At 48.3% G+C, this 19,130-nt stretch carries 17 protein-coding genes and 1 tRNA gene; 3 read left to right on the forward strand and 15 right to left on the reverse strand.

What is annotated here, in order from left to right; translation table 11 throughout:
* Nucleotides 1–50 precede the first annotated feature (50 nt).
* Nucleotides 51–680, forward strand: a complete 630-nt coding sequence (locus BZG78_RS06065) for a tRNA-uridine aminocarboxypropyltransferase (protein ID WP_077660666.1) — start codon at nucleotides 51–53, stop codon at nucleotides 678–680.
* On the opposite strand, the gene BZG78_RS06070 is transcribed toward BZG78_RS06065, so the two are convergent.
* From BZG78_RS06070 to BZG78_RS06115, 10 genes are all read right to left on the reverse strand, one after another.
* Nucleotides 670–2,025 (reverse strand): anti-phage deoxyguanosine triphosphatase, encoded by a 1,356-nt coding sequence (locus BZG78_RS06070; protein WP_077660667.1) that lies wholly within the window; start codon nucleotides 2,023–2,025, stop codon nucleotides 670–672. The two genes, BZG78_RS06065 and BZG78_RS06070, sit on opposite strands and share 11 nt — an antisense overlap.
* Nucleotides 2,015–2,617, reverse strand: a complete 603-nt coding sequence (gene yfbR / locus BZG78_RS06075; RefSeq protein ID WP_021022254.1) for a 5'-deoxynucleotidase — start codon at nucleotides 2,615–2,617, stop codon at nucleotides 2,015–2,017. Before yfbR ends, BZG78_RS06070 begins: the two co-directional genes overlap by 11 nt.
* Nucleotides 2,618–2,727: 110 nt before the next feature.
* On the reverse strand, nucleotides 2,728–3,036 hold the full coding sequence (locus tag BZG78_RS06080; protein WP_021022253.1) for a helix-hairpin-helix domain-containing protein: 309 nt from the start codon (nucleotides 3,034–3,036) through the stop codon (nucleotides 2,728–2,730).
* A 212-nt stretch (nucleotides 3,037–3,248) separates the two neighbouring features.
* On the reverse strand, nucleotides 3,249–5,132 hold the full coding sequence (gene ppiD, locus BZG78_RS06085) for a peptidylprolyl isomerase (protein ID WP_077660668.1): 1,884 nt from the start codon (nucleotides 5,130–5,132) through the stop codon (nucleotides 3,249–3,251).
* Between the two features lie 169 nt (nucleotides 5,133–5,301).
* A complete protein-coding gene (gene hupB / locus BZG78_RS06090; RefSeq protein ID WP_077460346.1) occupies nucleotides 5,302–5,577 on the reverse strand; it encodes a nucleoid-associated protein HU-beta in 276 nt (91 codons plus the stop codon).
* Nucleotides 5,578–5,763: 186 nt separating this feature from the next.
* Nucleotides 5,764–8,136 carry an endopeptidase La gene (lon, locus tag BZG78_RS06095; protein ID WP_077660669.1) on the reverse strand — a complete coding sequence of 791 codons (2,373 nt, stop codon included), beginning with the start codon at nucleotides 8,134–8,136 and terminating at the stop codon, nucleotides 5,764–5,766.
* Nucleotides 8,137–8,274: 138 nt separating this feature from the next.
* Nucleotides 8,275–9,552, reverse strand: coding sequence for an ATP-dependent protease ATP-binding subunit ClpX (clpX, locus tag BZG78_RS06100; RefSeq protein ID WP_077576279.1), 1,278 nt, complete (start codon nucleotides 9,550–9,552; stop codon nucleotides 8,275–8,277).
* Nucleotides 9,553–9,696: 144 nt separating this feature from the next.
* Nucleotides 9,697–10,320: an ATP-dependent Clp endopeptidase proteolytic subunit ClpP gene (gene clpP / locus BZG78_RS06105; protein ID WP_021022248.1), complete on the reverse strand. Its 624-nt coding sequence runs from the start codon at nucleotides 10,318–10,320 to the stop codon at nucleotides 9,697–9,699.
* Between the two features lie 277 nt (nucleotides 10,321–10,597).
* Nucleotides 10,598–11,902, reverse strand: coding sequence for a trigger factor (gene tig, locus BZG78_RS06110; RefSeq protein WP_077460344.1), 1,305 nt, complete (start codon nucleotides 11,900–11,902; stop codon nucleotides 10,598–10,600).
* Nucleotides 11,903–12,242: 340 nt separating this feature from the next.
* A tRNA-Arg gene (locus BZG78_RS06115) sits at nucleotides 12,243–12,319 on the reverse strand.
* 299 nt (nucleotides 12,320–12,618) lie between these two features.
* Here BZG78_RS06115 and folD point away from each other — a divergent pair.
* On the forward strand, nucleotides 12,619–13,479 hold the full coding sequence (gene folD, locus BZG78_RS06120) for a bifunctional methylenetetrahydrofolate dehydrogenase/methenyltetrahydrofolate cyclohydrolase FolD (RefSeq protein ID WP_077460343.1): 861 nt from the start codon (nucleotides 12,619–12,621) through the stop codon (nucleotides 13,477–13,479).
* Between the two features lie 109 nt (nucleotides 13,480–13,588).
* Here folD and rfaH read toward each other — a convergent pair whose 3' ends face one another.
* Together rfaH and BZG78_RS06130 are read right to left on the reverse strand one after the other, a co-directional pair.
* Nucleotides 13,589–14,089: a transcription/translation regulatory transformer protein RfaH gene (rfaH, locus tag BZG78_RS06125; RefSeq protein WP_077646337.1), complete on the reverse strand. Its 501-nt coding sequence runs from the start codon at nucleotides 14,087–14,089 to the stop codon at nucleotides 13,589–13,591.
* A 160-nt stretch (nucleotides 14,090–14,249) separates the two neighbouring features.
* A complete protein-coding gene (locus BZG78_RS06130; RefSeq protein WP_021022880.1) occupies nucleotides 14,250–15,305 on the reverse strand; it encodes a response regulator in 1,056 nt (351 codons plus the stop codon).
* A gap of 507 nt (nucleotides 15,306–15,812) precedes the next feature.
* Between BZG78_RS06130 and BZG78_RS06135 the strand changes: the two genes are divergently transcribed.
* The gene (locus BZG78_RS06135) at nucleotides 15,813–16,412 is read left to right on the forward strand and encodes a Yip1 family protein (protein ID WP_077460340.1); all 600 of its coding nucleotides are present in this window, start codon (nucleotides 15,813–15,815) and stop codon (nucleotides 16,410–16,412) included.
* A gap of 55 nt (nucleotides 16,413–16,467) precedes the next feature.
* Here the strand turns inward: BZG78_RS06135 and purF are convergent, their stop codons facing one another.
* From purF to BZG78_RS06150, 3 genes are all read right to left on the reverse strand, one after another.
* A complete protein-coding gene (gene purF, locus BZG78_RS06140) occupies nucleotides 16,468–17,982 on the reverse strand; it encodes an amidophosphoribosyltransferase (RefSeq protein WP_077576276.1) in 1,515 nt (504 codons plus the stop codon).
* 31 nt (nucleotides 17,983–18,013) lie between these two features.
* The gene (locus tag BZG78_RS06145) at nucleotides 18,014–18,511 is read right to left on the reverse strand and encodes a CvpA family protein (protein ID WP_021022877.1); all 498 of its coding nucleotides are present in this window, start codon (nucleotides 18,509–18,511) and stop codon (nucleotides 18,014–18,016) included.
* 61 nt (nucleotides 18,512–18,572) lie between these two features.
* The gene (locus tag BZG78_RS06150; RefSeq protein WP_021022876.1) at nucleotides 18,573–19,130 is read right to left on the reverse strand and encodes an SPOR domain-containing protein; all 558 of its coding nucleotides are present in this window, start codon (nucleotides 19,128–19,130) and stop codon (nucleotides 18,573–18,575) included.

Raw genomic sequence — 19,130 nt, forward strand, 5'->3', positions numbered from 1 at the left:
TCAAGCAGCGGTAAAACGCTGCTTGATTCCGTTATTAAACAGTGACCATCATGTCTCGATACTGCTCATCTTGCCATAAAGCGAAAGCCATTTGCGTATGCGATGCCATTACACCAATCACCAATACAATCCCGGTGATTATCTTGCAGCATCCCGATGAAGTCTCGCACCCGAAAAACAGTGCTTGTTTACTCGCGTTAGCATTAGAGCATTGTGAGCGTTGGATAGGAGAAGATTTTAGCGAGCACCGCGCGCTGAATGAAAGGCTCGCACGGTCCCAGCGCCGCTATGCAGTGTTATATCCGGGCGAGCATGCTATCGCTCTATCATCGCTGACCAAGCCATTAGCATCAGCCAAAGAAAGCGACCGCAAGATATCATGGGGGATCATATTACTCGACGGAACATGGAAAAAAGCTTACAAACTGTATCAGTTATCAAAGAATCTCCATGATTTACCCACAGTCAAGATTACCACCATGCCACCGAGCCAATACACCATCCGCAAAAGTAGTAAGCCAGGGGCCCTTTCGACCCTAGAGGCCGGATTTGCTGCACTGAGTGAGTTAAGTGGTGATCGTGAACATTATCAGCCCTTACTCACAAGCTTTGAGGCGATGATCGAACGCCAGCTTGCCTTTATGCCGGCATCATCCAATCATCCCCGTCCTAGCGAATAGCGTACAAAGGACCGTTGCTCGCGGCGGTAAACATGGTGCTGTGTAGCTTCTGAGCAAAACTGTCTGTCATCGACGATAAGTAATCGGCAATCACGCGCATGCCCGACTCCCCTGCGGTTTGTGCTGTTAACCAATCTTGTCGATAGTCTTTAGGCAACAGGCGCTCGGGATCAGAGGCAAAGGCGTCAAACAACTCCATCACCAATTGCTGACCTTTATACTCAACCACCTGAAGCTCAGGCTGCTTCACTACAAATTCACTGACAAATCGCTTCAGTACCTCAAGCACGCCAGCCATCACCTCGGTTAGATAGGCGTTCCAGGCTAACAAAGGAGACGTAAAGCGATAGGTGCCATCTTGAACCGTCGGGGCCACCTCGACGGAGGTTAATAAGGTGTTGACCAAGGCCCCGATCGCATCTTTGCGCTCATACGGAGGACCGAACATTTGTTCGCTCAGTTCACCAATATTGGCTTCTAACCAAGGATCGCCGCATTCAGCGATATAACTTGCCACGGCCTCTTGCCACTGCTCACGGGTGACCAATCCCATTACAATTGCATCTTCCAGATCGTGGACACCATAAGCGATGTCATCCGCTAACTCCATAATGGAGCAATCCAACGACTTATAACGCGTCTTGCGATGCTGGTCAGCAGGCGTGTTGTCTCTGAACGTCAAAAATAACGCCCGATCGGCGGCACTGAACGGCTCAAGTACCCAGTTTCGGCGTACACTGTCATGATCATAAATACCTTTAGCAGGTTGCCAATCACGCGCTTTGAGATGACGAAAATCGCTGACAGGCGTTGGCTGTGAACCATTGTATGCAGCGCTGATAAACGCGGGGTATTTCATTACGCCCAGCAAAGTGCGACGCGCCAAGTTCATGCCATGATGTTGGGTATAAGGTTCAAGCAGCGTCACGATCCGAAATGTCTGGGCATTGCCTTCGAAGCCACCGTCGTTTCGCATCATATAATTTAATGCCACTTCACCACCGTGCCCGTATGGCGGGTGGCCAATGTCATGGGCAAGACATAAGCTTTCCATCAGCCCAGTGGACGGTAAAAGTGGCCGAAACTCAGGCTGTCTTTCTTTAAGCTGCGCAACAATGCCGGTGCCAATTTGTGACACCTCGAGCGAGTGGGTTAAACGGGTGCGATAAAAGTCGCTATGCTCAGCCCCCAACACCTGTGTTTTGGCTTGTAAGCGACGAAATGCGGCTGAATGTAAAATACGCGCACGGTCACGCTGATAAACGGTACGCTTATCGTGACGGCGCTTCTTGTTCTCATTGCTCATCTGGCGTGTTTGCCAGGTATCTGGTAGTTCAAAATCCATCGTCACTGATCTCATCCAGCGATAAGGTGAAGCTATCCACGAAGGTGGCCATAAAGTAATCGGTGGCTGGCGAACGACGCTTTTCTAGTGATGCTTCAAGTCGCTTCTTAGCTTGCTCAAATTCATGATTACCGGCGGCGATTTCTTCCAGACACTTTAAGTAAGCACATAAAATATCCGCTTGTTTCACCAACAAATAATCATCTGGATCAATATGGTCTGAATCAATCAACCCGCTGTATTCATCCTGCAGCTCTGGCGGCAGCATGGCGATCAACTTTTTCTCCGCCATTTTCTCGATTTTTTTATATTCAGCGGCAATCGACGGATTAAAGTATTTGACCGGGGTGGGTAAATCGCCTGTGATGACTTCGCTACAGTCATGAAACATCGCCAGTACCGCAATACGTTCTGGCTGGTACTGCCCTTCAAAACGTTTATTGTGAATAAGCGCTAAGGCGTGGGCGACAAACGCGACTTGTAAACTGTGTTCAGAGATATTTTCGACGGAAACATTGCGCATCAAAGGCCAACGGTAAATCAGCTTCATCCGGGCAAGATGAGCAAAAAAGTGACTTTGTTTGTGAGTCATTGCGTCCTGCTACTTTCCTACAACCAGATTTCATTGTGTGCATTCCGGCCGGCAGACACAAGGATTATTCGCGCAAAGACGGTGACGTCTTTGCGCTGAACTCTCCATCACTATGACGACACGTTAATCCGGTCGCGGTTTTTCTCCAATGTCGATGCGCCAATGCCTTTTACTTCGACTAAATCGTCTGGTGAGGCGAACTTTCCGTGTTTCTGGCGATAATCGACGATGGCTTTCGCTTTGGCAGGGCCAATACCGCGGAGCTGCTCTGAGAGGATTTGTACACTGGCAGTGTTAATATCCACCGAGCGCGTCTCAACCTGTTCAGAGGACTGAGACGCATCTTGACTAGCGCTTAGCACAGTGGGCGCAGTCACTAGTGCCAACACAAATAGAATACTGGATAGTAGGTGTTTCATTTTTGATCTCCATGTCATCAATATCGCCGACACGGTAAATCACTGTTTGCGCCTTTTCATGTCCCCGCAAACAGAAAAACGACGCAGGACAAAATCCTAGCGTCGTTTTTCTATTTTCACACAAACGAATGCGAGAGACGTCTAACTCTCTGCGATCCTGTTAAGCGCTCACGCTGAGCGCTTTCTCACGTTTAAACGCTCACTACACTCGCTTATTGTTGTGCGTCAACCTCTGCATAAGTCACATCCACTTGCTCACGCAGCGCTTCGAGTGTGGCAGACAAAGACATATTGCTCATCGCACGTGCAACGCGATCGGCCATTTGGCTTTGTGGGCTAATGTCTGGCATCGCTGGGTTAATCACGTTATCCAGCGCAACCACCACAATATCGCCCTGACGGTTCTGCGTCACCCCATAACTTGCGCCTGTATCGTTAGGCTGAGGCAACGAGAAAGCGAGCTCCGACACCGCTTGCTGCTGAGAAACACGATTGATCACTTGCGCATCACTGAACACATAATCACCCTGATCTAGCGTACCGGTCTGCTCAAGTTGCGCGACCAATTGGTCCGCTTTTTCTTGCGCCTGCTGACGGCCTTTTTCTGCCGCGAGCGTCGCCTGCACCTGGTCTTTTACTTCGGCAAAACTCAATTGCTTTTCAGGCTTCACGTCGTCGAGACGCACCACAATCGCGTGCTCACCTGACAGCTCAATCAGCTCAGAGTTAAGGCCATTTTCACGCACATCATAGCTATCAAGCGCTTGCTGGATTTGAGGGCGCGCCATTAAGCCTTGGGCATTATCGAGCGCAAAGTAACCCGTAAACTGCACCTTCGCATTCACCGCTTCTGCGGCTGGCTCAAGGCCATTCGCCTCTTCAAACGCCACTTCAGCCAGTTGCGTTGACTGTGCATAGAAACGATCCGCCGCTTGCTCTTGTTGCAGAGCAAGACGAATGTCGTCTTTTACGTCAGACAATGGCGTAACATCGGCTGGGTCAATATCATCTAAGCGAATGATATGATAGCCGAAATCAGATTTAACTAAGCCACTAATATCGCCTTTTTGCGCCAGTGCGTAAGCGGCTTTTTCAAACGCAGGATCCATCACACCGGGTTCAATCCAATCCAATGATCCGTTTTGCTCGGCACTAAAGGTGTCATCAGAAACTTCCTTGACCAAGGTCGCAAACGCTTCACCTTGATTGAGGCGATCTAACGCTTGTTGAGCACGAGCTTTGGCGTCGTCTCCTGTTCCTTCAATTAAGATGTGGCTAACCTTACGGCGCTCTTGTGAGCCATACTGAGACTGGTTGTCTTGGTAGTAAGTGGCGATATCTTCATCCGTGACTTGAATGTCACTGGCTAGCCCTTCACCGGTTAATTCCACATACGCGACTTTCACCATACGTGGTTGAATATAATCATCACGATTCGCTTGGTAATAGGCTTCCAGCTCCTCATCCGTTAACGACACCTGGTTGGCAAAGTCCTCAACTGGCAAGGTTAAAGTGCGCACTTCACGGCTCTGTGCTTCGAGACGGTATAAGCTTTCCAGTTCGCTAGGTAATACGAATGCGGTTGTTTGTAAGCCATTGACCAACTGCTGGCGCATTAAATCTGTGCGCATATAGTTAGCAAATTCATCTGCACTCATACCGGTTTGACGCAATGCTGCTTGATAACGCTCGTTATTAAACTGACCCGCCTGACGGAATTGAGGCATGGCACGGATCGCCGCTTTCACTTGTGCGTCACTGACGCGTAATCCTAATTCACTGGCTTCGTGCTCTAAAAGCAAGTCATTCACCATACGATCAAGAATATTTTGGCGAAAACGTTTTACGTATTCGGGGTTACCGAGAAGCTGATTGAATTGCTCGCCCGCTTGTTGCTGCATACGTGCACGCTCATTTTGATACGCGCGATCCAGTTCCGCTCGGCTAATTTCTTTATCACCGACGGTTGCAGCAGGCGGTGTGGATCCACCGGCCAGATAACTACCGACACCGGCAAAAGCAAAGGAAAAGATAATAAGGCTTAAAATGATCTTAACCGGAAGACTATTGGTGCCTTCGCGTATACGTTCCATCATAACGGGCCGGTACTCCAACTGGTTTGGACTGGTTGTTTTTCAACTAAAAAGGCGCATCTTTTGATGCGCCTTTACGCTCTTGTGCACCGAATTATACGCGGTTGTTAGTGGCTTTGCAGCTCCAACACCCTGTCAAACGCGAATAATTCGGCACGACCTCACGTGATAATTACTCGTTTACCGCGTCTTTTAACGCTTTACCGGCTTTAAAGCCCGGTACTTTTGCAGCGGCAATATCAATTTCAGCACCGGTTTGCGGGTTGCGTCCCTTACGTGCGGCACGTTCGCGCACTGAGAAGGTACCAAAACCGACGAGTGCGACTTGATCACCTGACTTGAGTGTGTCAGAGACAGAGTCTACGAACGCATCCAGTGCTCGCCCCGCCGAGGCTTTAGAAATATCAGCACTCTCTGCAATATGATCAATCAGTTCCGACTTATTCACTTTTTCATCCCCTTAAATAACTTCTCCGCAAATCCTATGCGCATTGCGGTTTCAATAACAGACGCTTTGTCGACGCAAGACGTTGTAAGCAACTGCCTGCCCCATGCAGACAGTACGCCAGAGCAACGTTAGCGAGCAAAAAAAACGCTGACAAGCCTTTTGCGGTCTGTCAGCGTTTTACGTTGCTTAATTTTGCTGCATGTCACTCTTTTCAGCGTCAACCAGCTCAATCCCAAGCGGATTATTCACTAATGCGATGGTTAACACGTCATCAATCCATCGTACTGGATGAATCGATAATTCTTCTTTCACATTGGCTGGAATGTCTTCCAAGTCACGCTCATTTTCTTTTGGAATCACCACCGTTTTGATTCCACCGCGCCGTGCCGCTAGCAGCTTCTCTTTCAATCCACCAATCGGAAGCACTTCGCCGCGCAGCGTGATTTCGCCAGTCATCGCCACGTCGGAGCGCACTGAGTTACCCGTGAGGCTTGAGACCAAAGCTGTACACATCGCGATGCCCGCGCTGGGGCCGTCTTTCGGTGTCGCGCCTTCTGGAACGTGCACATGGATGTCACGCTTTTCATAGAAGTCGCTATTAATCCCCAACTTATCGGCTCGGCTACGCACCACTGTCATGGCCGCTTGCACCGATTCTTGCATCACATCACCCAATGAGCCGGTATGTGTCAGTTTACCTTTACCAGGCATGGACTCGGTTTCAATCGTTAACAGATCACCGCCCACTTCGGTCCAAGCGAGACCGGTAACTTGACCGATACGATTTTGCTCATCGGCTTTACCATAATCGAAGAGACGCACACCCAAATAGTCGGATAGATTGTCATTGGTTACCGTGACTTGCGTTAGGTCTTTATCGAGCAAAATTTCTTTAACCGTTTTACGGCACAGCTTAGAAATTTCACGCTCTAGATTACGCACGCCCGCTTCACGAGTGTAGTAACGAATAATGCCGATAATCGCCGAGTCTTCGATAGTGATCTCGTGCGGCTTCAAACCATTCCGTGAAACTTGTTTATCCACTAAATGACGCTTGGCAATATTCAATTTTTCATCTTCGGTGTAACCCGATAGACGAATCACTTCCATCCGATCCAACAATGGGCCAGGGATATTCATCGAGTTCGATGTTGCTACAAACATTACATCAGAAAGGTCATAGTCCACTTCTAAGTAATGATCGTTGAAGGCGTTATTTTGTTCGGGATCCAACACTTCTAACAACGCAGAGGAAGGATCGCCACGCATGTCAGAGGAGACTTTATCGATCTCATCCAACAAAAATAGTGGGTTACGCACGCCAACTTTTGACATTTTCTGGATCAATTTACCGGGCAACGAACCGATGTAGGTACGACGGTGACCTCGGATTTCCGCTTCATCGCGAACCCCGCCCAGTGCCATACGGGTATATTTACGTCCCGTCGCCCGAGCGATAGATTGCCCCAAAGACGTTTTACCGACCCCCGGAGGACCGACTAAACAAAGAATCGGACCTTTTAGTTTTTTCATCCGATTTTGAACCGCAAGATACTCCAAAATCCGGTCTTTGACACGCTCAAGGCCGTAATGATCGGCATTCAATACTTCTTCAGCGCGCGCTAAATCTTTCTTCACTTTCGAGCGTTTCGCCCAAGGTACGCTGATCATCCAGTCAATATAACTGCGCACCACTGTGGCTTCGGCAGACATCGGCGACATCATTTTAAGCTTTTGCAGTTCTTGCTCGGTTTTTTCCCGTGCTTCCTGCGGCATTTTTGATTCTTCGATTTTCTGCTTCAGCGTTTCAAACTCATCCGGCGCATCGTCTAGCTCACCCAGTTCTTTCTGGATGGCTTTCATTTGCTCGTTGAGATAATACTCGCGCTGGCTTTTTTCCATCTGTTTTTTGACGCGACCACGGATCCGCTTTTCGACTTGCAGCAAGTCAATCTCAGATTCCATCATCGTCATCAGATATTCTAGACGCTCGGAAATATCAACAAGCTCAAGAACTTGTTGCTTATCTTCAAGCTTAAGCGGCATATGGGCCGCAATGGTATCGGCGAGACGGGCCGCCTCTTCAATCCCATTTAGCGACGTCAGTACTTCCGGCGGAATCTTTTTATTGAGCTTAATAAAGCCTTCAAACTGGCTGATCGCCGTCCGTACCAGGACTTCTTGCTCGCGCTCATCCAAACTTGGCGTGGTCAGATAATCAGCTTGCGCGGTGAAGAAATCGTCTTCACTAAACTGGTCAATACTTGCACGCTGCATCCCTTCGACCAGAACTTTTACCGTTCCATCTGGAAGTTTAAGAAGCTGTAGGATGGTTGCTACCGTACCAACGGTATATAAATCTGAGATACTTGGGTCATCGGTTGCCGCATCTTTTTGCGCCACCAATAGAATCTGCTTATCGTTGTCCATCGCCGCTTCAAGGCAGCGTATCGACTTTTCCCTTCCCACAAAGAGCGGGATCACCATGTGAGGATAAACCACCACATCCCGAAGTGGCAGCACCGGAATGTCAATGCGCTCGGAACGCTCCAAGTTCATATGCTTCTCTCTTCCGTTCAATCTGATTAAGAGTATATGGGGTCTGTTGGACAGGTTTCAACGGCTCAACCGTCAGAAAATAAAAAAGGGAGTGATAACTCCCTTTTTTCTTTATCGCTGATAAAACAAGTGAAAGCGTTATTCACCGCCTGCGGCTTGATTCTCAGTGTGCTCATACATCAATAGAGGTGCGGATTCGCCTCGGATCACTGAGTCATCAATGACGACCTTGGTCACCCCTTTCATGGATGGCAGATCATACATAGTATCTAGCAGCACAGATTCCACAATCGAACGCAAACCTCGTGCACCTGTTTTGCGGGTCATCGCTTTTTTGGCGATCGCACGTAGGGCGTCATCACGGAACTCAAGCTCGACACCATCCAGCTCAAGCAGCGCACTGTATTGTTTGGTGATGGCATTTTTTGGCTCACGCAAAATCTGTACGAGTGCGTCTTCGTCAAGCTCTCTAAGCACAGCAGTCACTGGCAAACGGCCGATAAACTCAGGGATCAGGCCATATTTAACCATATCTTCTGGTTCTACTTTACCGAAGAACTCATCGACTGACCGTTCAGTCGCGCCTTTTACTTGCGCGCCAAAACCAATGCCAGAGCCGGTATCAACACGCTGCTCTATCACTTTGTCTAGTCCTGCAAACGCACCACCACAAATAAATAGAATTTTCGAGGTATCAACCTGGAGAAACTCTTGTTGTGGATGTTTACGTCCACCTTGTGGCGGGATCGATGCAACCGTTCCCTCGACCAGTTTAAGCAGGGCTTGCTGTACGCCTTCGCCAGAAACATCACGGGTAATCGATGGATTATCCGATTTACGTGACACCTTGTCGATTTCATCGATATACACGATGCCGCGCTCTGCTTTAGCGACGTCGTAGTCACACTTTTGCAGCAGCTTTTGGATGATATTTTCGACGTCTTCACCCACATAACCGGCTTCGGTTAATGTCGTTGCGTCAGCCATCGTAAATGGCACATCCAAGAAGCGGGCGAGGGTTTCAGCCAGCAGTGTTTTACCACTCCCTGTGGGGCCAATCAGCAGGATATTACTCTTACCTAGCTCCACGCCCTCGGCGCTTTTATCGCCGTTTCGCAAGCGTTTATAGTGGTTGTATACCGCAACCGAAAGCACTTTTTTGGCTTGCTCTTGGCCAATGACATAATCGTCCAGATGCTCGCGAATTTCGCTTGGCGCAGGCAAAGAATCACCTTCACGCTTCGGCATCACTTCTTTGATCTCTTCACGGATAATGTCATTACATAGGTCAACACATTCGTCACAAATGTAGACCGATGGCCCAGCAATTAACTTGCGAACTTCGTGTTGGCTCTTACCACAGAATGAGCAGTAAAGCAGCTTTCCGCTTCCACCGTCTTTTCGCTTGTCTGTCATTCGCTAACCTCTTTGGGGCACTTGCCCGTCGTTGCCTTATGTTGAGTTTACAACAAATCGGCCACTTTTTCCGACCCAACAACCATCAAGCCTTGGCTAATGAGCGAAGTTTGTCTCATTTCAACGCTCTGCGGCGAATTGGGTTTAGTCTCGTTGACTCAATACGGCGTCAACTAAGCCATAGTCCACCGCTTCTTGCGCCGCCATGAAATTATCACGGTCAGTATCGCGCTCGATCACTTCCATCGGCTGGCCAGTATGTTCAGCCAATATAGTGTTGAGACGGTGCTTCGTTTTGATCATTTCCTGCGCATGAATTTCAATATCAGACGCCTGGCCTTGGAAGCCCCCTAGCGGCTGGTGAATCATCACGCGCGAGTTTGGTAAACAATAACGCTTACCTTTGGCGCCACCCGCAAGCAGGAAAGAGCCCATCGAACAGGCTTGGCCTGTACATAAGGTGCTCACGTCCGGTTTAATAAACTGCATGGTGTCATAAATCGCCATCCCCGCAGTCACCACGCCGCCTGGTGAGTTAATATACAGATAAATGTCTTTTTCTGGGTTCTCAGATTCCAAGAACAGCATCTGCGCCACAATCAAGTTCGCCATTTGGTCTTCCACTTGCCCTGTCAGGAAGATAATGCGTTCTTTGAGTAGGCGAGAGTAAATATCGTAAGAGCGCTCACCGCGCGAGGTTTGTTCCACCACCATAGGGACAAGGGCGTCCGTAATGGGTGGCATGGCATTTCTATCTTGATGGCTCATAACGTAATATCCCTAATCGAATTTGTTATCACTCTTGCCTTAACCAAGGTTTAGCACAAAATGCTGTAACAGGTCACTAAAATCTTATATCGGTGTATGCAGCTTGATGATCCATCGAGAGTTTTTACTTAAAAACAAGGCTCTCTAACGTCGATTGGTTTCATCACCATTGCGACCAATAGATGGAAAAAATGGCCCGAATGACAAGTCATTAGGGCCATTGTAAGCAGATACGTTTACGCAGTGTCAATAAAACACAGACGTTTTTTAATCCGAATTACGCTTGCTGAGAAGCGTTCATTAGATCACTGAAACCGACTTCAGCTTCAGTAACGGTTGCTTTTGCTAATAACGCATCGATCGCTTGCTCTTCAAGCGCAACGTTACGCATATTTTCCATCAGCTTCTCGTCTTTTTCATAGTAAGCGACAACTTCTGATGGGTCTTCATACGCAGACGCCATTTCTTCGATCAGTGCTTTAACGCGCTCATCATCGGCTTTAAGCTCTTCAGACTTGATCACTTCGCCAAGCAGCAGGCCGACGCTAACACGACGCTTCGCTTGCTCTTCAAATAGCTCACGCGGTAGCTGAGAAGCGCTATCCATGTTGCCACCAAAACGTTGTGCCGCTTGCTGACGCAATGTGCCAATTTCTTGGTCAATCAAGGCTGACGGTACGTCGATTTGGTTTTGCTCAACCAGACCGTCCAGTACTTGTTCTTTTACCTTGTTTTTGATCGCTTGCTTGAGTTCGCGATCCATGTTTTTGCGTACTTCCGCTTTCAGGCCTTCAACACTGCCATCTGCAATACCGAAGCGCTGAACGAATTCTTCTGTTAGCTCGGGTAGCTCTTGCTCTTCTACTTGATGCAGTTTAATCGCGAACTGAGCCGCTTTGCCTTTCAAGTTTTCAGCATGGTAGTCTTCAGGGAAGTTCACGTCGATGGTGAATTCTTCGCCCGCTTTTTTGCCGACAAGACCGTCTTCAAAGCCTGGGATCATGCGACCCTGACCCATTTCTAGCTGGAAGCCTTCGGCTTTGCCGCCTTCAAATTCTTCACCGTCGATGGTGCCGACGAAGTCCAGCGTCACACGGCTGTTATCTTTCGCTTCACCTTCTGCTTCTACCCAGCTCGCTTGTTGCTTGCGCAAGGTGGTGAGCATTTCTTCAACGTCGCTTTCTTGTACGTCGGCTTTTGGCTTTTCGACGCTGATCGCGTCTAGGCCTTGTAGCTCAACCTCTGGATACACTTCAAAGTCAGCTTTAAATACCAGATCTTTTCCTGCTTCGTTCTCTACAGGGGTAAAGGTTGGTGCGCCCGCTGGGTTCACTTTTTCCTGGATCATCGCTTCAATAAAGTGACGCTGCATCACTTCGCCCAGCACGTCTTGACGCACGGTATCACCGTACATACGTGACACCATTTTCAATGGCGCTTTACCTTTACGGAAACCATCAAAACGACGATTCTTAGCGATATTGCGTAGCTCTTTAGTGACTGCATCATCGATATTGGCAGCAGGCACTGTGATGGTCATTTGGCGCTTAAGGCCTTCGGTGGTTTCAACGGTAACTTGCATTATAAATTTAACCTCAAATTTACTCAGGGGTACTGAGTGATGTTTACCAGTTTGACTGGTGGCATCATCCGAGCTATGAGTCCGTCATAGCCCCTGCGAATCCGGATACACGCAATTGGCGTATCGAGCTATCTCATCCGAGACTGAAAATTAAGACGCGCTATTATAGCGGCACCCGTCAACTGAGTCGAGACAAGGGGCAACCGATGGCGTTTCAATATCGAAATTGGGGTGATATCTCACAATTCAACCGCGTAAGATCACAGATTTTACTGTTTTATGCGCGATTGATTATTTTCAGAGCACTCAGACAAGGCAAATACGGGGAGACGCATAAAAATGGCGCGCCCTACAGGATTCGAACCTGTGACCCACGGCTTAGAAGGCCGTTGCTCTATCCAACTGAGCTAAGGGCGCAATAACGATATGCAGCGTGGATTATAAAGCGACGTCAGGTCCCGTCAACGCTTTTCCCTAAAATGTTGACCTAGTTGCTCAAAACCGCGCCATTTTATTGTCAATCACCGCCTATCGCTTTTTTTGGGCCACTTTGCCAACCTAATGACGCGAAGGGCTAGACAATGACGTGATATTCTCTCTCAATAGTATATCTGGAATATTCCGTTATCAAAGCCAAGGCAAACGTTTGCGCAATAGCTTTTAGCCACGATTTTTGTCACAATACTGACGAATATTGCTTTAGCCAAAGGATAGTTATGGCCGCACAATTGATTGATGGAAAGCTGATCGCGCAAACGGTGCGTCGTGAGGTCGCTGCACGCGTCGCCGCCCGCACAGAGGCAGGTCGCCGCGCACCTGGTTTAGCCGTTATTTTGGTCGGATCGGACCCTGCATCACAAGTTTACGTGGGGAGTAAACGCCGAGTCTGTGACGAAGTCGGATTTGTATCACGCTCCTATGACCTCCCAGCCTCTTGCTCACAGCATGAGCTCCTCTCGTTGATTGACACTTTGAATGACGATGACTGCATTGATGGTATTCTCGTTCAACTGCCGTTGCCGGCGGGGATTGATGCCACGTCCGTATTGGAACGAATCCGCCCAGATAAAGATGTAGATGGTTTTCATCCTTTTAATGTGGGCCGCTTGTGCCAACGTATGCCGACACTACGCTCGTGCACGCCGAAAGGAATTATTACTCTTCTCGATCGTTATAATGTACCGCTACGTGGTAAACATGCTGTGGTTGTGGGAGCATCCAATATTGTCGGTCGCCCGATGACGTTGGAGCTGTTGCTCGCCGGCTGCACCACCACCACCTGCCATCGATTTACCCAAGATTTAGAAACGCATGTTCGACAAGCCGATGTGCTCGTGGTTGCGGTCGGTAAACCTAAGTTCATCCCTGGCGATTGGATAAAACCCGGGGCAATCGTGATTGATGTGGGCATCAACCGCATGGATGACGGTAAATTAATCGGGGATATTGAGTACGATGTCGCGTATGAAAGAGCCAGTCATATCACCCCTGTACCTGGCGGGGTCGGCCCTATGACAGTCGCCACCTTGATTGAAAACACACTCATGGCGTGCGAGCAGTATCACGACGTTGGCTAGCATCACAAGGTGGCGAAGTCAATTTGATTAGCTTTCACACATTGATTTCGCCCATCTTTTTTGGCCTGATACAACGACCTATCGGCACGTTCTACGACGCGTAAGTCGCTTAGCATGACGCTTTTATATCTGAGTTATTGATCCGTAATTCTGTTTGTTGGTTGAGTATTTTGATTAAAAGGATACAGCGTTTTTCGCCGTCTTTTTCTTTAAAAATCGCTTCAGCCCCGGCAAACTGGCCACTCTCAACGGTTACTTTTTGACCAGGCTTGAAGCCTTGATACAGTAATTCTCGTTGCTCATCACTGTCTTCCATCATCATCAAGTGTTGAATTAATTGAATATCGACGTGGATCGGCTTCGCACCTTGGCGAACAAAATCAACAACGCCACGTGTAGAGCGAACAGACGTGTATTGAACCGATTCAGGATCAAAACAAGCAAAGATGTAATTCGGAAAGAGCGGTTCTTCAACTTGCCGGTATTTGCCTCGACGCAACTTTTCGACTGTGACTATCGGGTAGTAACAGTCCACGCCTTGCCGCTTCAAGTTTTGTTCCGCACGTTGTTGTTCCGTGCGTTTACAATAAAGTAAATACCAATGTTTCATGCCGATCTGTCCCTGATATCTATCGAAGGTAAGGTAACAACCCATCCAGAGCGACGTGAGTATACGGATGTAAATCATCACCAGCAAGCAGAGCGGGACGTGCATCGCTTGAACTGGTGATATGGAGATGACGGGACACCACAATCATTGATGGCCTATATTAGGCAATCTTTTGAATATCAACGCTAAAGCTATTCAGGCCGACTTCGTTTAAAGACACACGCGCATCGCCTGATTGCATATCCACAGTTTGGAATTCACTGCTAAAGGCATCGCGACCTAGCCAATGCTCACTACGAACTAATTTCGTGGTTCCGCTACTATCAATCGTGGCTTTTAAACCTGCTGGCAGAATATCAAGTTGGCTATCAACCATGTTTAAGACACCAAACATGGCACGGACCGGTGATGTATAAGCCGATGCGCGAATCGCATCTTCAATCCGTTTTACCAGCGTCAGGAATCCGCGTTCATTCACATCACTTGAGCGGACAAAATCATTAAAAAAGGCCCGAATCATCAAAGTCGTTGCCGTCCCATCTTCTTCAGCTGACGCTGAGTCAACCACATAGAACGCCATTTTCCCGCCGAGCAGCCAAGCATAGTCGAGCACAATAGGATTGGCGTCTGCCGATTGCAGCGAGTGATATGACAAACGCCACGCGCCTTGTTGTGAGTCTGGCTCAGGCATCAACCCCATCAGCAACTCTCGCGCACTGCCAGGATTATGACGTAGCGCATCAAGGTGCCATTTTAGTTCGCTTTCTGAGGCGCCTTTGTCCGCATCTTCACTCACTTTAAACCACTGTTGACTAAAGTCATCACTGGCATGCACATCATCGTTGGCATCATCAATCACCGCTTCAATGGCTTTTTTAACCGATTTGATGTCTTCAATGGGCTTGAGTAAAAAATCCTTTACTCCAAAGCGAAGCGCCTGGGCAACGTCGGCCATGCCTCCGGTACCTGAAATCACAATCATGGGCAGCATCGGGTATTCGAGGCTCACTTCCTCAACGAACTCAAGCCCCGTCATGACCGGCATGGAAAGATCGCTGATCAGTAAATCTGGGATAGATTGCCTCAATGCTTGTAGCCCTTCTAGCCCATTTTCTACTTCACGGACCGTCGCACCTTCTCTTTCAAGAAACGAGGCAATCATTCGACTAAAGACGGGATCATCTTCAACAATTAAAATATCTTTACTGTGCAACACGACGCTCTCCTCCCGGACTGCAAAGCAGCGGCTGTTTTAAATCGCTCTGTACTAATCGTAGCTGAACTCAGACACCCCGTGCCTGCTTATGATATTTAATTTGATAGCGAACAATAAACAGCTGTTTAAAATAACAATTTTATCAATATAAACTCACATGCATCTTAACGTACAACAAGGAGTACGATAAAAAACACTTAAAAATCAGCAACACTCCAGGGTACGCCACTCTGTATTAAAAGTGAGATGTTCAACAATTAATACATGACAATCATCACATAATGCATATTTTCCTCGCTTTATTTCCGAGCGACTTCGCCCTTTGCCTCGTGAGGAAGGTTGTTATAGCGCACAAAACTTGCCAATTATGATGTCAAGAGCTATTCGTTAGGTAAGGAAAGAAGATTTGGGCATCTGTCTTCGCACAGCCGAGCTAGCCGTTACCAGCTGTCGTGCGCCGACCATTGCACCTTTGTTTATATTTAGGGAATAACGAGCGGGGTTACTATGATTTTAGGTCACTTAGTCGGGTTATATACCCATCCCAAAAAAGAATGGAAAACAATTGGCGAACGACACGAGGGCGTTTCAAGTAGCATCGGACATGCGCTATTGTTAGCGTTGATCCCACCTGTGTGTGCCTACTACGCGAGTGTCAATATCGGCTGGCAAATCGGCGCGGGAGAGCCCATTTTCATGACGCCACAAAGCGCGCTTTTTATTGCCAGTGCTATGTATTTAGCGTTACTCGGTGGGGTTGCTGCCCTTGCCTACCTAACCTTGTGGATGAGTCGAACATTTGGCTCTGCGCCTAACTATACGCAATGCCTTGAGCTGGCCGCTTACACGGCGACGCCGATTTTTATGGTCGGGCTTGCAACGCTCTATCCGGTGGTATGGTTTGTCATGATTGTCGGCTTGATCGGTGTCGCTTATTCCGTTTATCTGCTGTATACCGGCGTGCCGATACTCATGGAGATCCCTGAAGAGCGCGGTTTTATTTATGCAAGCTCCGTCGTCACCTGCGGCTTAGTCCTGTTGGTCGCTATCCTTGCCGCCTCCGTGATTCTGTGGAATGTCGGCATGGGGCCTGTTTTCACACACTAAGACCTTCTCTCGCTAAAAAGACAAATACGCCGCGATAATCTCGCGGCGTATTTGTTTAATCTTCGTTATGTATCTCTAAGTTCGCAAGCTCTTGTTGCTGCTCTCGTACAGTTTTAGCATCATCACTACGTAAGCTTTGTAAATACTCGAGGTACGCCTGATCCACATCTTGGGTGACATATTCGCCACTAAACACCGATGTTTCGAAGCGCTCAATCGCTGGGTTGGCCTCACCAACAGCGGCGACGAGATCAGGCAGATCTTGATAAACCAAGCCATCGGCACCAATTAATTGGCCAATTTCATCCACTTCGCGACCATGAGCAATCAACTCGTTGGCGCTCGGCATATCAATGCCATAGACATTGGGGAAGCGTACTTCAGGGGCCGCGGAGGCCATATAGACTTCTTTGGCGCCTGCTTCACGTGCCATCTCGATGATCTGCTCTGAGGTTGTGCCTCGCACGATCGAATCATCGACCAAGAGTACGCGCTTGTCTTTAAACTCTGAACGGATGGCATTGAGTTTACGACGTACGGATTTTCGACGCATCTGCTGCCCCGGCATAATAAACGTACGACCTACATAGCGATTTTTAACAAAGCCTTGGCGGTAGGGTTTACCTAGCACTTGCGCAATTTCTAACGCGATATCACAAGATGTCTCAGGGATAGGAATGACGACATCAATATCCACGTCTTCCCACTCGCGCTGAATTTTAGCGCCAAGCTTTTGACCCATACGAATACGGGCCCCATAAACGGATACTTTATCGATAAATGAGTCGGGACGAGAAAAGTAAACGAACTCAAAGATGCAAGGGTTAAGACTCGGTGAGTCCGCACACTGACAGGTATGAAGTTGTCCCTCTAAGGTGATATAAACCGCCTCTCCGGGTGAGACATCACGCACGAAATCGAAACCCACGGCATCCAATGCAACGGTTTCAGACGCAACCATATACTCGGTACCTGTTTGCGTATCGCGCTTCCCTAAACAAAGCGGGCGGATGCCTTTAGGATCACGAAAAGCGATAACGCCATGCCCAATCACCATTGCCACAACGGCATAAGCGCCGGAGACTTGTCGATGGACCGCTTTCACCGCAGTAAACATATCATCAACAGTAAGAGGATGAGAAGTCGCAGTCGACAGTTGATGGGCAAGGACATTGAGGAGAATTTCAGAGTCAGACGTTGTATTAAGGTGACGACGATCTTTTTCAAATAAAGATTGGCGCAACGCCTCAGCATTGGTCAAGTTACCATTGTGGGCGAGAGTAATCCCATACGGCGAGTTGACATAGAAAGGCTGTGCTTCTGATGCACTAGAGCTGCCCGCTGTTGGATACCTTACATGCCCTATTCCAACCTGGCCTTGCAAGCGCTGCATATGCTTCAGTTGGAACACATCCTGGACTAACCCATTGGCTTTTCGAAGCCGGAAACGATTGTCATCGATAGTGACAATGCCGGCTGCATCTTGTCCTCGATGTTGAAGCACAGTCAGTGCATCGTAAATGGACTGATTGACCGGAGTGTTACCAACGATTCCAACAATACCACACATGTCAGCGATTCCTTGTTACGCGAATATCAGCCTAAGATCCTGCGATCTCAGGTAAGAAACTGGAACTGTTCTCGAGATAGTGGAAGAACCATTCGATCACTACCGCAAAGTTAGGAATAAGTTGCGATTGTCCCCACGCTTGGTTGTTGGCGACCGATGTAAAGGCATCGAGGAAGAAAAGCACCGCCGCGATGATTAACACGCCGCGCACACTGCCAAACACCATACCAAGCACTCTATCCGTGCCAGACAATCCCGTTTTTTCTACTAACTGGGCAATCACATAATTGACTACTGCGCCGACCAATAAGGTGGCAATAAACAACAAGGCGATAGCACTACCATTACGGATAACCGCATCTTGGATATTGGTCAAATACACCGCTAGCTGCGTGTAGAATTGGCTGGCAATAAAAAACGCCCCAAACCAAATCACTAATGACAAGGCTTCTTTTACAAAGCCTCGAATCACACTCACTAACGCCGAAAAACCAATGACGCCAATAATAAGATAATCAATCCAATTCATCGTATTCACTTGCTCGAGACGTGCGCATTCTAACAGAAAAAATGCTCACGCAAACGTTTTCTTATTGGGTAAGTGGGTCAAATTTGCGCAACTGTCCTTTCAATCCTGTCAGCGATTGCAGATCAGTCAGTTGCGATTCGAGTGTGGTTTTAGAAACATGTGGCCCGACGACCACTTTTGCTAAGTCACCGGGTTGAATGTCTCTGGGTAAGATATGTGCTTGATACCCTTTGTCACGTAATTGCTTAACCAAGCGACGAGCATTCTCTTGGTTACGGAAGGTCCCCAAACGGATCATCCATGCGCTGTCTCCGTCGTTGACTGACGCTGTACTTGATGGCGTGGGCGTTGGGTCACTTTTTTCCGTCTCAGCCTGCGCATTTGTGTCAGCTGAACGGGTATCGTTTACCTGGGTATCGGGCGCTGTCACCTCAATCACCTCGGGTTCTTCAACCGGCATTTGGCTCACTGTGCCATCAAAGTCATCCCGCAGGGGGATGCTTTGATAGTTTTCTTGGTAATGCTCTTTTTTGCCATCGAGCACATCAGGTAGCACTATCACACCGATAGAGACTAACACTAGGGTGCCGACCACTCTTTTTTGTAACTTACTGGCCAC

Source organism: Salinivibrio sp. MA351 (genome assembly GCF_001996065.1).
Taxonomy (GTDB): domain Bacteria; phylum Pseudomonadota; class Gammaproteobacteria; order Enterobacterales; family Vibrionaceae; genus Salinivibrio; species Salinivibrio costicola.

Excerpts from the sequence above, each read along its gene's own strand:
- purF (WP_077576276.1), bottom strand. The coding sequence starts at position 17,982 with ATGTGTGGTATTGTTGGAATCGTTGGTAACACTCCGGTCAATCAGTCC.
- BZG78_RS06070 (WP_077660667.1), bottom strand. The coding sequence starts at position 2,025 with ATGGATTTTGAACTACCAGATACCTGGCAAACACGCCAGATGAGCAAT.
- clpP (WP_021022248.1), bottom strand. The coding sequence starts at position 10,320 with ATGAGCCATCAAGATAGAAATGCCATGCCACCCATTACGGACGCCCTT.
- ppiD (WP_077660668.1), bottom strand. The coding sequence starts at position 5,132 with ATGATGGAACGTATACGCGAAGGCACCAATAGTCTTCCGGTTAAGATC.
- BZG78_RS06080 (WP_021022253.1), bottom strand. The coding sequence starts at position 3,036 with ATGAAACACCTACTATCCAGTATTCTATTTGTGTTGGCACTAGTGACT.
- tig (WP_077460344.1), bottom strand. The coding sequence starts at position 11,902 with ATGCAAGTTACCGTTGAAACCACCGAAGGCCTTAAGCGCCAAATGACC.
- BZG78_RS06145 (WP_021022877.1), bottom strand. The coding sequence starts at position 18,511 with ATGAATTGGATTGATTATCTTATTATTGGCGTCATTGGTTTTTCGGCG.
- BZG78_RS06065 (WP_077660666.1), top strand. The coding sequence starts at position 51 with ATGTCTCGATACTGCTCATCTTGCCATAAAGCGAAAGCCATTTGCGTA.
- rfaH (WP_077646337.1), bottom strand. The coding sequence starts at position 14,089 with ATGAAACATTGGTATTTACTTTATTGTAAACGCACGGAACAACAACGT.
- yfbR (WP_021022254.1), bottom strand. The coding sequence starts at position 2,617 with ATGACTCACAAACAAAGTCACTTTTTTGCTCATCTTGCCCGGATGAAG.
- clpX (WP_077576279.1), bottom strand. The coding sequence starts at position 9,552 with ATGACAGACAAGCGAAAAGACGGTGGAAGCGGAAAGCTGCTTTACTGC.
- lon (WP_077660669.1), bottom strand. The coding sequence starts at position 8,136 with ATGAACTTGGAGCGTTCCGAGCGCATTGACATTCCGGTGCTGCCACTT.
- folD (WP_077460343.1), top strand. The coding sequence starts at position 12,619 with ATGGCCGCACAATTGATTGATGGAAAGCTGATCGCGCAAACGGTGCGT.
- BZG78_RS06135 (WP_077460340.1), top strand. The coding sequence starts at position 15,813 with ATGATTTTAGGTCACTTAGTCGGGTTATATACCCATCCCAAAAAAGAA.